Here is a 12,383-nt window from a genome sequence, read left to right on the forward strand (position 1 = left end):
TCCTCCCTGCAGCCTCGCCGGGACGGACCGGGGCTGCGCGCTGGTTCGCCCCGAGGCAACCACGGCTCCTTGACGGTTCGGTGACGGGTCCGCGGAAGCCGCCTACGCGTCTTCCCGCAGCGCCTCGGCCACCCGGGCCTCCAGGATGTCCGGCCGGCGCAGGATCAGCGCGCCGCGGGTGCGGTCGACGAGGCCTTCCTGGGCCATGACGGTGAATTCCCGCGTCACCTGCTCGCGGCGGCAGCCGATGCGGGCGGCGAGCACGTGGTGATAGGGCGGCGGGCTCACCGCGCGCTCGCCGTCGGTGCCCGGCCGGGGCGCGGAGAGGCGCAGGAGCTCGGCGTAGAGGCGGTGGCGCAGGTCGAGGACCGCGTGCTCCATCAGCCGGGCGTTGAGCATCCGCACCCGTTTGGCGAGCAGCCGCAGCAGCTTGTCGGCGATCGGGGGCGCCGCGAAGACGATCTCGCGGAACACGGCGGCCGGCACCACGCAGAGCTCGCCCCGGGTGAGCGCCGTGACGTTGGCCGAGCGGCTGACCCCGTCGATGGCGGCGAGCTCGCCGAAGAACTCGCCGGCCCGCATCTCGCCCAGGATCACCTCCTTGCCCGACTGCGTCCGATTGAGGATCCGCACCTCGCCGGAGGCCAGCAGGTAGACGTCCGTCGAGGCGTCGTCGAAATCGACGAGGATCTCGTTGGCGTCGAACCGCCGCCAGATGCAGCGCGATTCGTACGAGATCAGGTCGATGCCCGCGTCCTTGAAGAAGGGAAACGTTGCGAGCCGACCCATCTGCTGCCCTCGACCCCGCGGATGCGGTACTGCCCTTCCGTGTTCTTAGCCCGGCGCGGCCGCGCTCGCCAGGGTGCGGCCGGGCTTGCGCCCGGCCATGTGTCGATCGGCCCGTGATTTTCTCGGGTTCTACGCCTTCACGATCGTCGCACCTGTCAGTCCATGCCGCGCCATGACGTTGCGGGTGTCGACGATCAGCCGGGCTTCCCGCGCCACAAGCTCGTAGTCGACGCCGTCATGGTCGGTGGCGACCAGCACCGCGTCGACCCCGCGCAGGGTCTCAGGCGTCAGGGATTCGGAGCGCCGCCCGGCGAGTTCCGGATGCTCGCGGGTCGCCGGCAGGACCGGCACCAGGGGATCGTGGTAGAGTGCCGCCGCGCCCCGCGCCTCGATCAGCCGGATCAGCTTCAGGGCCGGACTCTCGCGGGTATCCTCGACGTTGCGCTTGTAGGCGAGCCCGAGCACCAGCACCCGGGCGCCCGAGAAGGCGCGGCCGGTCCGGTCGACGGCCGCCGCCAGGCGCTCGACGACGTGGTAGGGCATCCGCGTGTTGACCTCGCCGGCCAGCTCAACGAACCGGGCCGGCACGTCGAATTCCCGCGCCTTCCAGGCGAGGTAGAACGGGTCGATCGGGATGCAGTGCCCCCCCAGGCCCGGCCCGGGCTGGAACGGCATGAAGCCGAAGGGCTTGGTGGCCGCCGCCTGGACCACCTCCCAGACGTCGATGCCCATCGCGTCGTAGACGAGCTTCAACTCGTTCACGAGGGCGATGTTGACCGACCGAAAGATGTTCTCGGTGAGCTTCACCGCCTCGGCGGCGGCGGCAGAGGAGACCGGCACCGTGCGCACCACCAGCGCCCCGTAGAGCGCCTCCGCCAGGCCGCGCGCGGCGGCGTCGTCCGCCCCCACCACCTTGGGGATGCGGGCGGTGTCGAACTCGCCGTTGCCCGGGTCCTCGCGCTCCGGCGAGTAGGCGAGGAAGAAGTCCTCTCCCGAGCGCAGGCCGCCGGCCTCCAGGATCGGCCGCATCACCTCGGCGGTGGTGCCCGGATAGGTGGTCGATTCGAGCACCACGAGCTGGCCTTGCCGGAGCGTCGCGGCGACCGCCCGGGCGGTGGCCTCGACGTAGGACAGGTCGGGCTCGCGGTGGCGGGTGAGCGGCGTCGGCACGCAGATCAGCACCGCGTCGGGCTCGGCGAGCCGCGCCATGTCGCCGGTGGCCGCGAAGGTGCCGGCCGCGAGCGCGTCGCCCAAGGCCTCGCCCGGGATGTGGTGGAACGCCCCCTCGCCCCGGTTCAGCGCCGCGACCCGGTCGGGATCGACGTCGAAGCCGAGCACGGAGAAGCCGGCGCGGAGCGCCGCGAGCGCCAGCGGCAGCCCGACATAGCCGAGGCCGACGATGCCGATCAGCGCCATGCGCTCGTGAAGGAGCGTCCGCGTCCGCGCCTCGTTCGCGTTCATGTCCCGCCGCTCCCGCGCTCCTCGAGTGTGGTCCCTTGAGCGTGGCCGCGGGCGGCTGTCAAATCGGGTCGGTGGACGGCTAAGCAGGTTTCGCAAAAGTGGCCGCCGGTTTTGCGATAAAAACCTGCGACAAAACAAGAATCTAAGCGGACGAAGCGTTGGCTTGCCAACGCTTCGTCCGCTTAGGGCCCGCCGCCTGCCTCGGCGCGCAAGCGTTTGGCGAGCGGCACCCGCGAGGTCGCGTCGAAGGCGCCCGTCAGCTTGCGCAGCAGCGCCAGGAAGACCGGCCGCTCCGCCGGATCGAGGGGCGCGAGGAGCTGCGCCACCGCCCGCTCGGCCGGCACCGCGAGCCGGTCGAGGAGGTCGCCGCCCTCCCGCGTCAGTTCGAGGCTGCGGCGGCGCTTGTCGGCGGGGTCGACCACGCGGGCGACGAGGCCCCCCTCCTCCAGGGTCTTGACGACCATGCCGGTGGTCGAGCGGTCGAGGCCGAGCAGCCGCGCCACCGTGATCTGGTCGATGCCCGGGCGGTGCCGGAGCATGAACAGGATGCCGTACTGGGTCGTGGTGATCCCGAGGTCGTCGGTCTCGGCCAGGAACACCGACACGGCGATCTGGTGCGCGCGCCGGATCATGAAGCCGGGCCGCTCGTAGAGGTCGTCCAGAGGGTCGCCGGTCATCGGATCCAGGAATGAGGGAGCGCGCCGCCTGATAGGCCAGGCGCCGGGGCCGGACAAGCCGCCGGTCGACAAATCATCAGACGTCTGACTATTATGAGCGATCGATGCCGGGACCCAGCCCGGTACAGGCCCGGCCCGGGCGCGAGACGACGCGGGTCCTGAGGCCGATCCGATGGAGATCCTGGCGCGGGCGGTCGGCGGGACGGCGCCGTAGGGCTCGTCCCGACGGCCTTCCGATCGCGGGGGCAGTGCTCGGCGGGATGCCGGAGCGCGGCCGGGCGGGATCAGCGCGCCGGCGCCGGCCGCCCGACGGGGCCCCGTCCGCCCGAGGCCGTCCGGTTCTGCCACAAGTTGAGCGGCACGATCAGGATGACCGTGGCGAGCACCCACCAGGCCGGGCGCACGTCGTAGGAGAAGTCGAGATTGGCCGCCAGCACCGCGCTTGCCGGCACCCCGGTGGCGAGCGCGTACCAGGCCGTCTCGAGCCCCACTGTCGCGAGGCCGGCCGCGAGGCTGAGGCCGAGGAGCGGCAGCGGCGTGCTCGGCACCTTGAGATGGTGCATCAGCCGCCAGCCCATCAGGGCGAGGAACAGGCCGCTCCAGTAGACCGGGCTCGAAACGTCGATCTTCGATTGCAGGAAGAAGTGCAGCAAAGCCAAGGCGGTGAGCGGGTAGACCAGCCGGTGCAGCCGCGGCCAGGTCTTGCCGAGGCGGCGGATCATGCCGTCGGTCGAGGTGACGCCGAGCACCGTCAGGCCGAGCAGGCCGGCGAACCCGATGGTGAGATAGATGCGGAACACGATCTCGCTCGCCACCCGGGCGAGGTCGAACTTCTGGTCGGCGACGTACAGGGTGAAATGGACCAGCGCGTAGGCGAGCGCGGTGAGCCCGAGCATCCGCCGCACCAGGATCAGCTTCGGCGCGTTGGCGATGCGCCGCATCGGCGTGACGGCGAGGGACAGGATCAGGAACCGCACCGACCAGTCACCCATGGCGTGCAGGTAGGCGGTGAGGGGCTTAGCCCCCAGCCGGTCGAGGGCGTAGGCGGCGGTGAACCACAGGCCCGGCGCGAGGGCGAGGAGGAACACCGCGAGCTTGAACCGCGACAGGCGGCCGGCCCGGTCGAGCCACGGCCAGGCGATGCGCGGCGAGGCGGGGCGGGGTGCGGCGATCCGGGGGTGGACGGTCATGCGGGACCTGAGTGCAGTGCGGAATGCGCCACAGATAAGCCGCGAGCGGAGGTTTGACCCGCTCGGCCGACCACACGATGGCGTGAGAGGCGGCCCCCTGAGGAGACAAGCCGTGCCGCGCAACGCCCTCGCCGCCCTCCTGCTCCTGATGCCGGTCCCCACCGCGGCCTTCGCCGCCTGTACCGCGCCGGCGCCGCCGCCGGCGAGCGAGAAGCCGGTGAAGCCCGCCCTGCCGCAGAAGCCCGCCTGCCTCGACGCCAAGGGCGGCTGCCCGGGCTGGGAGGCCTACACCTACAATGACGGGATCAAGGCCTACAACGCGCAGCTCGGCCCCTACCGCACCGGCGCCGAGGCCTATGCGCGCAAGCTCAAGGCCTATGCCGACGGCAGCGTCGCCTACGCGAATTGCGAGATGCAGTCGCTGCAGTAGCGCTCCCTCCCCCGCGAAGACCTATCTCGCCGCCAGCTCCTTCAGCAGCGCGGCGTAGAACCGGTCCGGCGCCTCGACCTGGGGCGAGTGGCCGAGGCCCTCGAACATCACCAGCCGCGCGCCCTTGATCCGCGCCGCCACCTCGGGTCCGAGCCGGTCGTAGCGCCCGAGGGTCTGCGCCACCTCCGGCGCGGCGCGGTTTCCGCCCGGAGCCGTGCGGTCCTTGGTCCCGACCATCAGCACCGTCGGCACGCGCAGGCGGTCGAACTCATGCACTACCGGCTGAGTGAACACCATGTCGGAGGTCTGGGCCTGATTCCAGGCCACGCGCTCGGCTCCGGGACCGGCATAGAGCCCGGCCTGCATGTCGACCCAGCGGTCGTAGGCCGGCTTCCACTCGCCGTTGTAGTAGAACTTCATCTGGTAGGCCTTGATGCCGGCGGCGCTCGTCTTGCGCTCGGCGGCGTAGGCCGCGTCGATGGTCTGGTAAGGCACGCCCTTGGCCTGCCAGTCCTCGAGCCCGAGGGGATCGACCATCACCAGCTGCTCGGTGGAATCGGGGAACATCAGGGCGTAGCGGGCCGCCAGCATCCCGCCCATCGAGTGGCCGACGATCGTGGCCCGCCCGATGCCGAGCGCCGCGAGCAGGCCGTGGGTGTTGGCGGCGAGCTGGTTGAAGCTGAACTGGTAGCCGAGGGGCTTCGTCGACTTGCAGAAGCCGACCTGGTCGAGGGCCAGCACCCGGTAGCCCTCCCGCGCCAGCACCGCGGCGGTGTCGCCCCAGGTCGCGGCGCAGAAGTTCTTACCGTGGAGCAGCACGACCGTGCGGCCGTTCGGCCGCTCCGGCGTCACCTCCATGTAGGCCATCGAGAGGTCCTGCCCCTGCGACGCGAAGGCGTGGCGCCGGACCGGATAGGGATACTCGAAGCCTTCGAGTTCCGGGCCGTAGGAGGGCGCGGCGAAGGCTGAAGTGGCGGTGAGGAGGGCGGCGGCCAGGGCGGTGGCGGGGAGCGGTAGGCGCATGCGGCGGAGTCTCCGGTAGTGGCGAGGCTCCTACAACGCGCCGCCGCCACGGAGTCATGCACCCGGCCCGCCCCGCGCTTGCGTTTCCGGCGACGTGCCGCCATATAGGCCTCGGGAGGTTGGCGAGGGACGTTTCACTCGCCAACCGGGTCAGGTCCGGAAGGAAGCAGCCCTAACGAGACCGAGCGGGTTTTCGTCCAGCCTCCCACCCTACCCTCCTTTCAGGAGCGCGTGCGCCCCCATCCCGGGGGCCGCCCTCACGACCCTGCGAGCGCATGGACGAGACCTCCGGCACGCCCTCGATCGACGAGCCGGGTCTCCCGGGGTTCAGCGCGGCCGAGAGCCGGCAGCCCGTCCGGCAGCCGGCCCCCGCCTACCGGGTCCTGGCCCGCAAGTACCGCCCCAAGGATTTCGACGACCTGATCGGCCAGGGCGCCATGGTGCGCACCCTGGCGAACGCGTTCGAGGCCGGCCGCATCCCGCAGGCCTGGATGCTGACCGGCGTGCGCGGGGTCGGCAAGACCACCACCGCCCGTATCCTCGCCCGCGGCCTCAATTACGCCCTGCCCGACGACGCGAATGCCGGGCCGACGATCCGGCTGCCCCGGCTCGGCCTGCACTGCGCCGCCATCATGGAATCCCGGCACATCGACGTGCTGGAGATGGACGCCGCCTCCCACACCGGCATCGACGACGTCCGCCAGATCATCGACGGCATCCGCTACTCGCCGGTCTCGGCGCGCTACAAGGTCTACATCGTCGACGAGGTCCACATGCTGTCCGAGAAGGCGTTCAACGCCTTCCTGAAGACGCTGGAGGAGCCGCCGCCGCACGCGAAGTTCGTCTTCGCTACCACCGAGATCCGCAAGGTTCCGGTCACCATCCTGTCGCGCTGCCAGCGCTTCGACCTGCGCCGGGTCGAGGCGGGTGCGCTGATCGCCCACCTGCAGAAGATCTGCGACGCCGAGGGCGTCGCGGCCGAGGCGGAGGCGCTGGCCGCCATCGCGCGGGCCGCCGAGGGCTCGGTGCGCGATTCGCTCTCTCTCCTCGACCAGGCGATCGCCCACGGCGCCGGCCACGTCACCGCCGAGACCGTGCGCGACATGCTGGGGCTGGCCGACCGCGCCCGGGTCGTCGACCTGTTCGAGGCGGCGATGCGCGGCGACGTGCCGGCCACCTTCGCGGAACTGCGGGCCCAGCACGAGGCCGGGGCCGACCCGGCGGTGGTGCTCTCCGACCTCGCCGAGTTCACCCACCTCGTCACCCGCCTCAAGCTCGCGCCCGAATCCGCCCGCGTCGATACCTCGCTCAGCGAGGTCGAGCGCGTGCGCGGCGGCGACTTCGCCGACCGGCTCTCGGTGCGGGCCCTGTCGCGCGCCTGGCAGATCCTGCTGAAGGCGATCCCCGAGGTGCAGGCGGCGACCCGGCCGCTGGCCGCGGCCGAGATGGCCCTGGTGCGCCTGATCTACGCCGCCGACCTGCCGACCCCGGACGAGGCCCTGCGCCAGATCCGCGACGGCGGCAGCCTGAGCCTCCCGGCCCGGGCGCCGGCTGTGGCACAGCCCGCCTCGCAGGCCGCTCCTGTACAAGCCGCATCCTTGCAGGCCGCGCCGGCGTTGCGCGAGATGCCGGCCGCCGCGCCCGTCGCGGCCCTGCGCAGCCAGGCGACCGCCGCCGCGCCGGCCCTGGCCCGCAACCTGCCGGAGCCGCTCCAGGCCGAGGCGGCTCCCCGCCCCGCGCCGCCTCCCCCGGCAGCGCCGCGCCCGACCCTGGTCCAGTCCGCCCCTGCGCCCAAACCCGCCGCCAAGGCGGAATCCGGCCCGCGCCTGCGCCGGTTCGAGGACGTGGTGGCGCTGGCCGACGAGCGCCGCGACATCGGCCTGAAGATGGCGCTGGAGCGCGAGGCACACCTCGTCCGCTTCGAGGACGGGCGGATCGAATTCCGCCTCGCCGAGGGCGGTCGGGCGACGCTCGCCACCGACCTCGCCCGCGCCCTCGAGGCCTGGACCGGCCGGCGCTGGGTGGTCGCCCTGTCGAAGGAGGCCGGCGAGGCGACGCTCGACGCCCGCGCCAAGGCCGCGGTCGAGAGCCGCCACCAGGGCGCGGCGAGCCACCCGCTCGTCCAGGCGGTGCTGAAGAACTTCCCGGGCGCCCAGATCGTCGACGTGCGCGACAAGACGCCGGAGCCCCCTTCCCTCGACGGCGCGCCGCCGCCCGAGGCCGACGATCCGGATCTCTGACGGTCCCGCACCCGTAGCCGACAGCCTGCCGGCACCCCACATCGCTCCCCGATTCTCTCTCACAGCGCGAGGACGCCGCCATGGACATCATGGGAATGATGAAGCAGGCCCAGGCCATGCAGCAGAAGCTGGCCGACATTCAGTCCGAGCTCGATGGCGTCCAGGTCACGGGTGCCTCCGGCGGCGGCTCCGTCTCGGTGACGATGACCGCGAAGGGCGACGTGAAGGGTCTCAGCCTGGATTCCGCCCTGCTGGTGCCGGACGAGAAGGAGATCCTGGAGGACCTGATCGTCGCGGCGCTCAACGACGCCAAGGCCAAGGCCGAGCGCGCGACGCAGGAGCGGATGCAGGAGCTGACCAAGGGCCTGCCCCTGCCCCCGGGCATGAAGCTGCCGTTCTAACGCCATTCGCCTCCCCCTTCGGGGAGGAGGGAAGAACACGAAAGTCCTCCATCCCATGCCCCAGGCCGTCGCGGGCCCCGAGATCGAGCGGCTGATCCAGCTCCTGGCCCGCATGCCCGGCCTCGGGCCGCGCTCGGCCCGGCGGGCCGCCCTCCAGCTCATCAAGAAGCGTGAGACCCTGCTGGCGCCGCTCGCCGATGCCATGAAGGTCGCCGCCGACCGGATCGTGGTCTGCCACGAATGCGGCAACGTCGACACGCAGGATCCCTGCACGATCTGCCGCGACCAGAGCCGCGACCCCTCGATGCTGGTGGTGGTCGAGGACGTCTCGGACCTCTGGGCGCTGGAGCGCTCGGGGGCGGTGACGGCGCGCTACCACGTGCTCGGCGGCGTGCTCTCGGCCCTCGACGGGGTGCGGCCGGAGAACCTGAACCTGAGCCGCCTGGTCGAGCGGGTGAGCGCGCCCGAGATGCGCGAGGTGATCCTCGCGCTCAACGCCACGGTCGACGGCCAGACCACCGCCCATTACGTCACCGAGCTGCTCACCCACCTGTCGATCAAGGTGACGCGGCTGGCCCACGGCGTGCCGGTCGGCGGCGAGCTCGACTACCTCGACGAGGGCACCCTGTCGGCGGCGATCCGCCAGCGCACGGCGTTCTAGCGGCGCCCATCATCGGGGTTTGACCCCGGCGACACGAAACCTTATTTCCCGAAACACTTGCGGGCGCCCGTCGGCGCCCGGTTCCCCGACTTCGCTGGCGCACCAATGAGCATCCGTCCCCTCGTCATCCTGCCGGACGCGCGCCTGCGCGAGATCTCGGCGCCGGTCGGCACGATCACCGGCGAGGTGCGGAAGCTCGCGGCCGACATGCTGGAGACGATGTACGACGCCCCCGGCGTCGGCCTCGCCGGCATCCAGATCGGCGAGCCGGTGCGGATCGTCACCATCGACACCTCGAAGGAGAAGGAGGACCGCAAGCCGCTGGTCCTCCTCGATCCCGAGATCGTGTGGACCTCGGAGGAGACCCGGCCCTACGAGGAGGGCTGCCTGTCGATCCCCGAATACTACGCCGAGGTGATCCGGCCCGACCGGGTGCGGGTGCGCTTCCGCACCCTCGACGGCGAGACCGTGGAGCAGGAGGCCGACGGGCTGCTCGCCACCTGCCTCCAGCACGAGATCGACCATCTCAACGGCGTGCTGTTCATCGACCACCTGTCGAAGCTCAAGCGCGACCGGGTGATGAAGAAGTTCGCCAAGGCTGCCAAGCGCGAAGCCGCGTAACGCCGATGTCCCTCCGCGTCGTGTTCATGGGCACCCCGGATTTCGCGGTGCCGACGCTGGCCGAGATCGTCGGCGGCGGCCACGAGGTCGTGGCGGTCTATACCCGTGCGCCGGCCCCGGCCGGCCGCGGCATGGCCCTGCGGCCCTCGCCGGTCCAGGCGCTGGCGGAGAAGTTCGGGCTCCCCGTCCTGACCCCGGCGACCCTGCGCACGGACGAGGCCGCCGAGACGTTCCGAAGTCACGCGGCCGACGTCGCCGTGGTGGTGGCCTACGGCATGATCCTGCCGCCGGCGATCCTCGACGCACCGGCGCTCGGCTGCCTCAACCTGCACGCGTCCCTGCTGCCACGCTGGCGCGGCGCGGCGCCGATCCAGCGCGCCGTGATGGCGGGGGACGAGGAGACCGGCGTCGCGGTGATGCGGATGGAGCCCGGCCTCGATACCGGCCCGGTCGGCATGATCGAGCGGGTGGGCATCACCCCCGACATGAGTGCCGGCGACCTGCACGACCGGCTGATGCCGCTCGGTGCCGACCTGATGGCGCGGGCGCTCGGCGCGCTCGAGCGCGGCAACCTGCAGTTCCGGGCGCAGAGCCAGGAGGGCGTCGAGTACGCCCGCAAGATCACCAACGAGGAGGCGCGGCTCGACTGGTCGCAGCCGGCCAAAACTCTCCACGACCGGGTGCGCGGTTTGTCGCCGTTCCCGGGCGCCTATGTCACGGCCGATCTTGGCCGGGGGCCGGAGCGGGTGAAGGTGCTGCGGGCACGCCTCGCGCAAGGTCAGGGCGAGCCCGGTACGCTCCTCGACGGCGCCGGCACGGTCGCGGCCGGCGAGGGCGCTTTGCGCCTCGTCACCGTGCAGCCGGCCGGCAAGGGCGCGATGGCGTTCGAGGATTTCGCCCGCGGCCGGCAACTCGCGCCGGGCGCCCGCCTCGCCTGATGCCCCGCTACAAGCTCGTCGTCGAGTATGACGGCACCGCCTTCGCCGGCTGGCAGCGGCAGGCCGCCGACCGCTCGGTGCAGCAGGCGCTGGAGGAAGCGATCGCCCGCTTCGTCGGCGGGCCGGTGCGGGTCCACTGCGCCGGACGCACGGATGCCGGCGTGCACGCCACGCACCAGGTCGTCCATCTCGACCTCGACAAGCCGTGGCGCACCGACACGGTGCGCGACGCCGCCAACGCCCACTTGCGGCCCGAGCCGGTGGCGGTGATCGCAGCCGCCGAGGTCGGGCCGGATTTCGACGCCCGCCACTCGGCGATCAAGCGCCACTACCGCTACCGCATCCTCAACCGCCGCTCGCCGCCGGCCCTGACCCGCGGCTTCGTCTGGCACGTGCCCTGGCCGCTCGATGCCGGGCTCATGCACGAGGCGGCGCAGCTGATGCTCGGCCGGCACGATTTCTCGGCCTTCCGGGCGGCGGAGTGCCAGGCCAACAGCCCGGTGCGCACCCTCGACCGGCTCGACGTGGCGCGGGACGGCGAGGAGATCGTGGTGGTCACCGCCGCGCGCTCGTTCCTGCATCATCAGGTCCGCGGCATGGTCGGCACGCTGATGCTCGCCGGCGGCGGACGGCTGACGCCGCAGGGCGTGCGCGACGTGCTCGATTCCCGCGACCGCAGCCGCTGCGGGCCGCTGGCGCCCTCCGGCGGGCTGACGCTGATCGGGGTGGATTATCCGGAGGAGCTCGGGTGACCTAGCGTCACTGAAGCGCTTGGCCGGGTCCGGCGTTTCTGGCATCGTGAGCATCGCCGGAATCGAGCCAGCGACCATGACCGCCATCGCCTTCGATACGTATGCGATGGTCCGCCGGCTCAAGGCCTCCGGCTTCTCGGAGGATCAGGCCGAGGCGATCACGGGCGCGTTGAGGGACGGGCGCGACTCGGATCTGGCGTCGCTGGCGACCAAGGCCGACCTGCGGGAGAGCGAGGTCGCGCTGCGGACGGACCTGCGGGACGTCGAGACCTCGCTGAAGACCGATCTGCGGAAAGTCGAGGCCTCGCTACGGACGGATCTGCGGAACGTCGAGACCTCGCTGAAGACGGACCTGCGTGAGGCCGAGGATCGGCTCAAGGCGGATCTGCGGGAGTCCAAAGGTCGCCTTGAGGTGAAAATCACGGACCTTTCCCAGAGGGTCACGGACCTGTCTCACCGCGTGGATCTCGGCTTGGCGGCGGGCCGAGCCGACATGAAGCTCTTGGAACAGCGGATGACCGTGAAGCTCGGGGCGCTGGTCGCCGCCGGCATCGGCATCATGATCGCTGCCTTTCGCTATTTGCCACCTGCCGGCCATTGAGCGCGGCCATGACGACCGGACGTCCGCTCACACCAGCGTGTGCACCCCGCCGGCGACGCCGGCGATCAGTCCGAAGCAGGCGAGCGTGACCAGCGCCGCGACCGGCCCCGAGAGGCCGAGGATCGCCCGGACGGCCCGGGCGTGCAGCCACAGCACCACGACCAGGAAAGCGCCGGCATCGAGTGCCGCGAGGCCGGGCGTCGCCAGATCGAGAAGCAGCAGGCAGCCCGGCAGCGCCAGGGCGGCGAGGCCCGTCGCCAGGCACCAGTTGGTCACGACGACGAAGGGTACGTAGGCCCGGGTGCGGCCGAGACGGCGCAGCACCGCGACCATCGCCAGCGGCACTGCCAGGAACCCCGCCGCCCACCCAGCGAGGACCGCCACGGTGACGTGGTCGAGCTGGAACGGCGCGCAGCCGCCCCCGCGCTCCAGGGCGAGCGCCACCGTCACCGCCGGCGCCGTGAGCCAGACCGCCCCGAAGGAGCGCCAGAAGCCGCGCTCGCTCACGTCGAAATGGGTGAGCGCCCCCGGCCGGCGGCCGATCAGGCCGGCGGTGCCGCGCAGGGAGCGGGTCACCTCGTCAGCGCTCACGAACATCG

General features: G+C 71.8%; 14 protein-coding genes and 1 other RNA gene. 9 read left to right on the forward strand and 6 right to left on the reverse strand.

Annotation, left to right across the window (positions count from 1 at the left end; genetic code table 11):
* Window positions 1–102: 102 nt before the first annotated feature.
* From BM430_RS22995 to BM430_RS23010, 4 genes are all read right to left on the reverse strand, one after another.
* On the reverse strand, window positions 103–789 hold the full coding sequence (locus BM430_RS22995) for a Crp/Fnr family transcriptional regulator (protein ID WP_093569577.1): 687 nt from the start codon (window positions 787–789) through the stop codon (window positions 103–105).
* A gap of 129 nt (window positions 790–918) precedes the next feature.
* Window positions 919–2,250, reverse strand: a complete 1,332-nt coding sequence (locus tag BM430_RS23000; protein WP_093569578.1) for a nucleotide sugar dehydrogenase — start codon at window positions 2,248–2,250, stop codon at window positions 919–921.
* Window positions 2,251–2,432: 182 nt separating this feature from the next.
* Window positions 2,433–2,927, reverse strand: coding sequence for a MarR family winged helix-turn-helix transcriptional regulator (locus tag BM430_RS23005; RefSeq protein ID WP_093569579.1), 495 nt, complete (start codon window positions 2,925–2,927; stop codon window positions 2,433–2,435).
* A 284-nt stretch (window positions 2,928–3,211) separates the two neighbouring features.
* Window positions 3,212–4,117 (reverse strand): protein-methionine-sulfoxide reductase heme-binding subunit MsrQ, encoded by a 906-nt coding sequence (locus BM430_RS23010; RefSeq protein WP_093569580.1) that lies wholly within the window; start codon window positions 4,115–4,117, stop codon window positions 3,212–3,214.
* A gap of 148 nt (window positions 4,118–4,265) precedes the next feature.
* On the opposite strand from BM430_RS23010, the gene BM430_RS23015 reads away from it, so the two are divergent.
* Complete coding sequence (locus tag BM430_RS23015; RefSeq protein WP_093569642.1) at window positions 4,266–4,547, forward strand: hypothetical protein; 282 nt, start codon at window positions 4,266–4,268, stop codon at window positions 4,545–4,547.
* Window positions 4,548–4,568: 21 nt separating this feature from the next.
* Here BM430_RS23015 and BM430_RS23020 read toward each other — a convergent pair whose 3' ends face one another.
* Window positions 4,569–5,570: an alpha/beta fold hydrolase gene (locus tag BM430_RS23020; protein ID WP_093569581.1), complete on the reverse strand. Its 1,002-nt coding sequence runs from the start codon at window positions 5,568–5,570 to the stop codon at window positions 4,569–4,571.
* Between the two features lie 113 nt (window positions 5,571–5,683).
* On the opposite strand from BM430_RS23020, the gene ffs reads away from it, so the two are divergent.
* The 8 genes from ffs to BM430_RS23060 all read left to right on the forward strand — a co-directional run bounded on the left by ffs (window position 5,684) and on the right by BM430_RS23060 (window position 11,784).
* Window positions 5,684–5,780: signal recognition particle sRNA small type (gene ffs / locus BM430_RS23025), an RNA gene on the forward strand.
* A gap of 65 nt (window positions 5,781–5,845) precedes the next feature.
* A complete protein-coding gene (locus BM430_RS23030) occupies window positions 5,846–7,810 on the forward strand; it encodes a DNA polymerase III subunit gamma/tau (protein WP_093569582.1) in 1,965 nt (654 codons plus the stop codon).
* A gap of 80 nt (window positions 7,811–7,890) precedes the next feature.
* On the forward strand, window positions 7,891–8,211 hold the full coding sequence (locus BM430_RS23035) for a YbaB/EbfC family nucleoid-associated protein (RefSeq protein ID WP_093569583.1): 321 nt from the start codon (window positions 7,891–7,893) through the stop codon (window positions 8,209–8,211).
* Between the two features lie 55 nt (window positions 8,212–8,266).
* Window positions 8,267–8,872: a recombination mediator RecR gene (gene recR, locus BM430_RS23040; RefSeq protein ID WP_093569584.1), complete on the forward strand. Its 606-nt coding sequence runs from the start codon at window positions 8,267–8,269 to the stop codon at window positions 8,870–8,872.
* A gap of 105 nt (window positions 8,873–8,977) precedes the next feature.
* On the forward strand, window positions 8,978–9,493 hold the full coding sequence (gene def / locus BM430_RS23045; RefSeq protein WP_093569585.1) for a peptide deformylase: 516 nt from the start codon (window positions 8,978–8,980) through the stop codon (window positions 9,491–9,493).
* 5 nt (window positions 9,494–9,498) lie between these two features.
* A complete protein-coding gene (gene fmt / locus BM430_RS23050; RefSeq protein WP_093569586.1) occupies window positions 9,499–10,431 on the forward strand; it encodes a methionyl-tRNA formyltransferase in 933 nt (310 codons plus the stop codon).
* Window positions 10,431–11,183, forward strand: a complete 753-nt coding sequence (truA, locus tag BM430_RS23055; protein ID WP_093569587.1) for a tRNA pseudouridine(38-40) synthase TruA — start codon at window positions 10,431–10,433, stop codon at window positions 11,181–11,183. The genes fmt and truA overlap by 1 nt, the downstream gene beginning before the upstream one ends.
* Window positions 11,184–11,259: 76 nt before the next feature.
* A complete protein-coding gene (locus BM430_RS23060; RefSeq protein WP_093569643.1) occupies window positions 11,260–11,784 on the forward strand; it encodes a coiled-coil domain-containing protein in 525 nt (174 codons plus the stop codon).
* 27 nt (window positions 11,785–11,811) lie between these two features.
* Here the strand turns inward: BM430_RS23060 and BM430_RS23065 are convergent, their stop codons facing one another.
* Window positions 11,812–12,381 carry a hypothetical protein gene (locus tag BM430_RS23065; protein ID WP_093569588.1) on the reverse strand — a complete coding sequence of 190 codons (570 nt, stop codon included), beginning with the start codon at window positions 12,379–12,381 and terminating at the stop codon, window positions 11,812–11,814.
* Window positions 12,382–12,383 lie beyond the last annotated feature (2 nt).

It is taken from the genome of Methylobacterium sp. 174MFSha1.1 (assembly GCF_900116815.1).
GTDB lineage: Bacteria > Pseudomonadota > Alphaproteobacteria > Rhizobiales > Beijerinckiaceae > Methylobacterium.

What these genes read in the sequence shown, in the direction of transcription:
- BM430_RS22995 (WP_093569577.1), bottom strand. Translation starts at nt 789, where the DNA reads ATGGGTCGGCTCGCAACGTTTCCCTTCTTCAAGGACGCGGGCATCGAC.
- BM430_RS23000 (WP_093569578.1), bottom strand. Translation starts at nt 2,250, where the DNA reads ATGAACGCGAACGAGGCGCGGACGCGGACGCTCCTTCACGAGCGCATG.
- BM430_RS23005 (WP_093569579.1), bottom strand. Translation starts at nt 2,927, where the DNA reads ATGACCGGCGACCCTCTGGACGACCTCTACGAGCGGCCCGGCTTCATG.
- BM430_RS23010 (WP_093569580.1), bottom strand. Translation starts at nt 4,117, where the DNA reads ATGACCGTCCACCCCCGGATCGCCGCACCCCGCCCCGCCTCGCCGCGC.
- BM430_RS23015 (WP_093569642.1), top strand. Translation starts at nt 4,266, where the DNA reads ATGCCGGTCCCCACCGCGGCCTTCGCCGCCTGTACCGCGCCGGCGCCG.
- BM430_RS23020 (WP_093569581.1), bottom strand. Translation starts at nt 5,570, where the DNA reads ATGCGCCTACCGCTCCCCGCCACCGCCCTGGCCGCCGCCCTCCTCACC.
- BM430_RS23030 (WP_093569582.1), top strand. Translation starts at nt 5,846, where the DNA reads ATGGACGAGACCTCCGGCACGCCCTCGATCGACGAGCCGGGTCTCCCG.
- BM430_RS23035 (WP_093569583.1), top strand. Translation starts at nt 7,891, where the DNA reads ATGGACATCATGGGAATGATGAAGCAGGCCCAGGCCATGCAGCAGAAG.
- recR (WP_093569584.1), top strand. Translation starts at nt 8,267, where the DNA reads ATGCCCCAGGCCGTCGCGGGCCCCGAGATCGAGCGGCTGATCCAGCTC.
- def (WP_093569585.1), top strand. Translation starts at nt 8,978, where the DNA reads ATGAGCATCCGTCCCCTCGTCATCCTGCCGGACGCGCGCCTGCGCGAG.
- fmt (WP_093569586.1), top strand. Translation starts at nt 9,499, where the DNA reads ATGTCCCTCCGCGTCGTGTTCATGGGCACCCCGGATTTCGCGGTGCCG.
- truA (WP_093569587.1), top strand. Translation starts at nt 10,431, where the DNA reads ATGCCCCGCTACAAGCTCGTCGTCGAGTATGACGGCACCGCCTTCGCC.
- BM430_RS23060 (WP_093569643.1), top strand. Translation starts at nt 11,260, where the DNA reads ATGACCGCCATCGCCTTCGATACGTATGCGATGGTCCGCCGGCTCAAG.
- BM430_RS23065 (WP_093569588.1), bottom strand. Translation starts at nt 12,381, where the DNA reads ATGTTCGTGAGCGCTGACGAGGTGACCCGCTCCCTGCGCGGCACCGCC.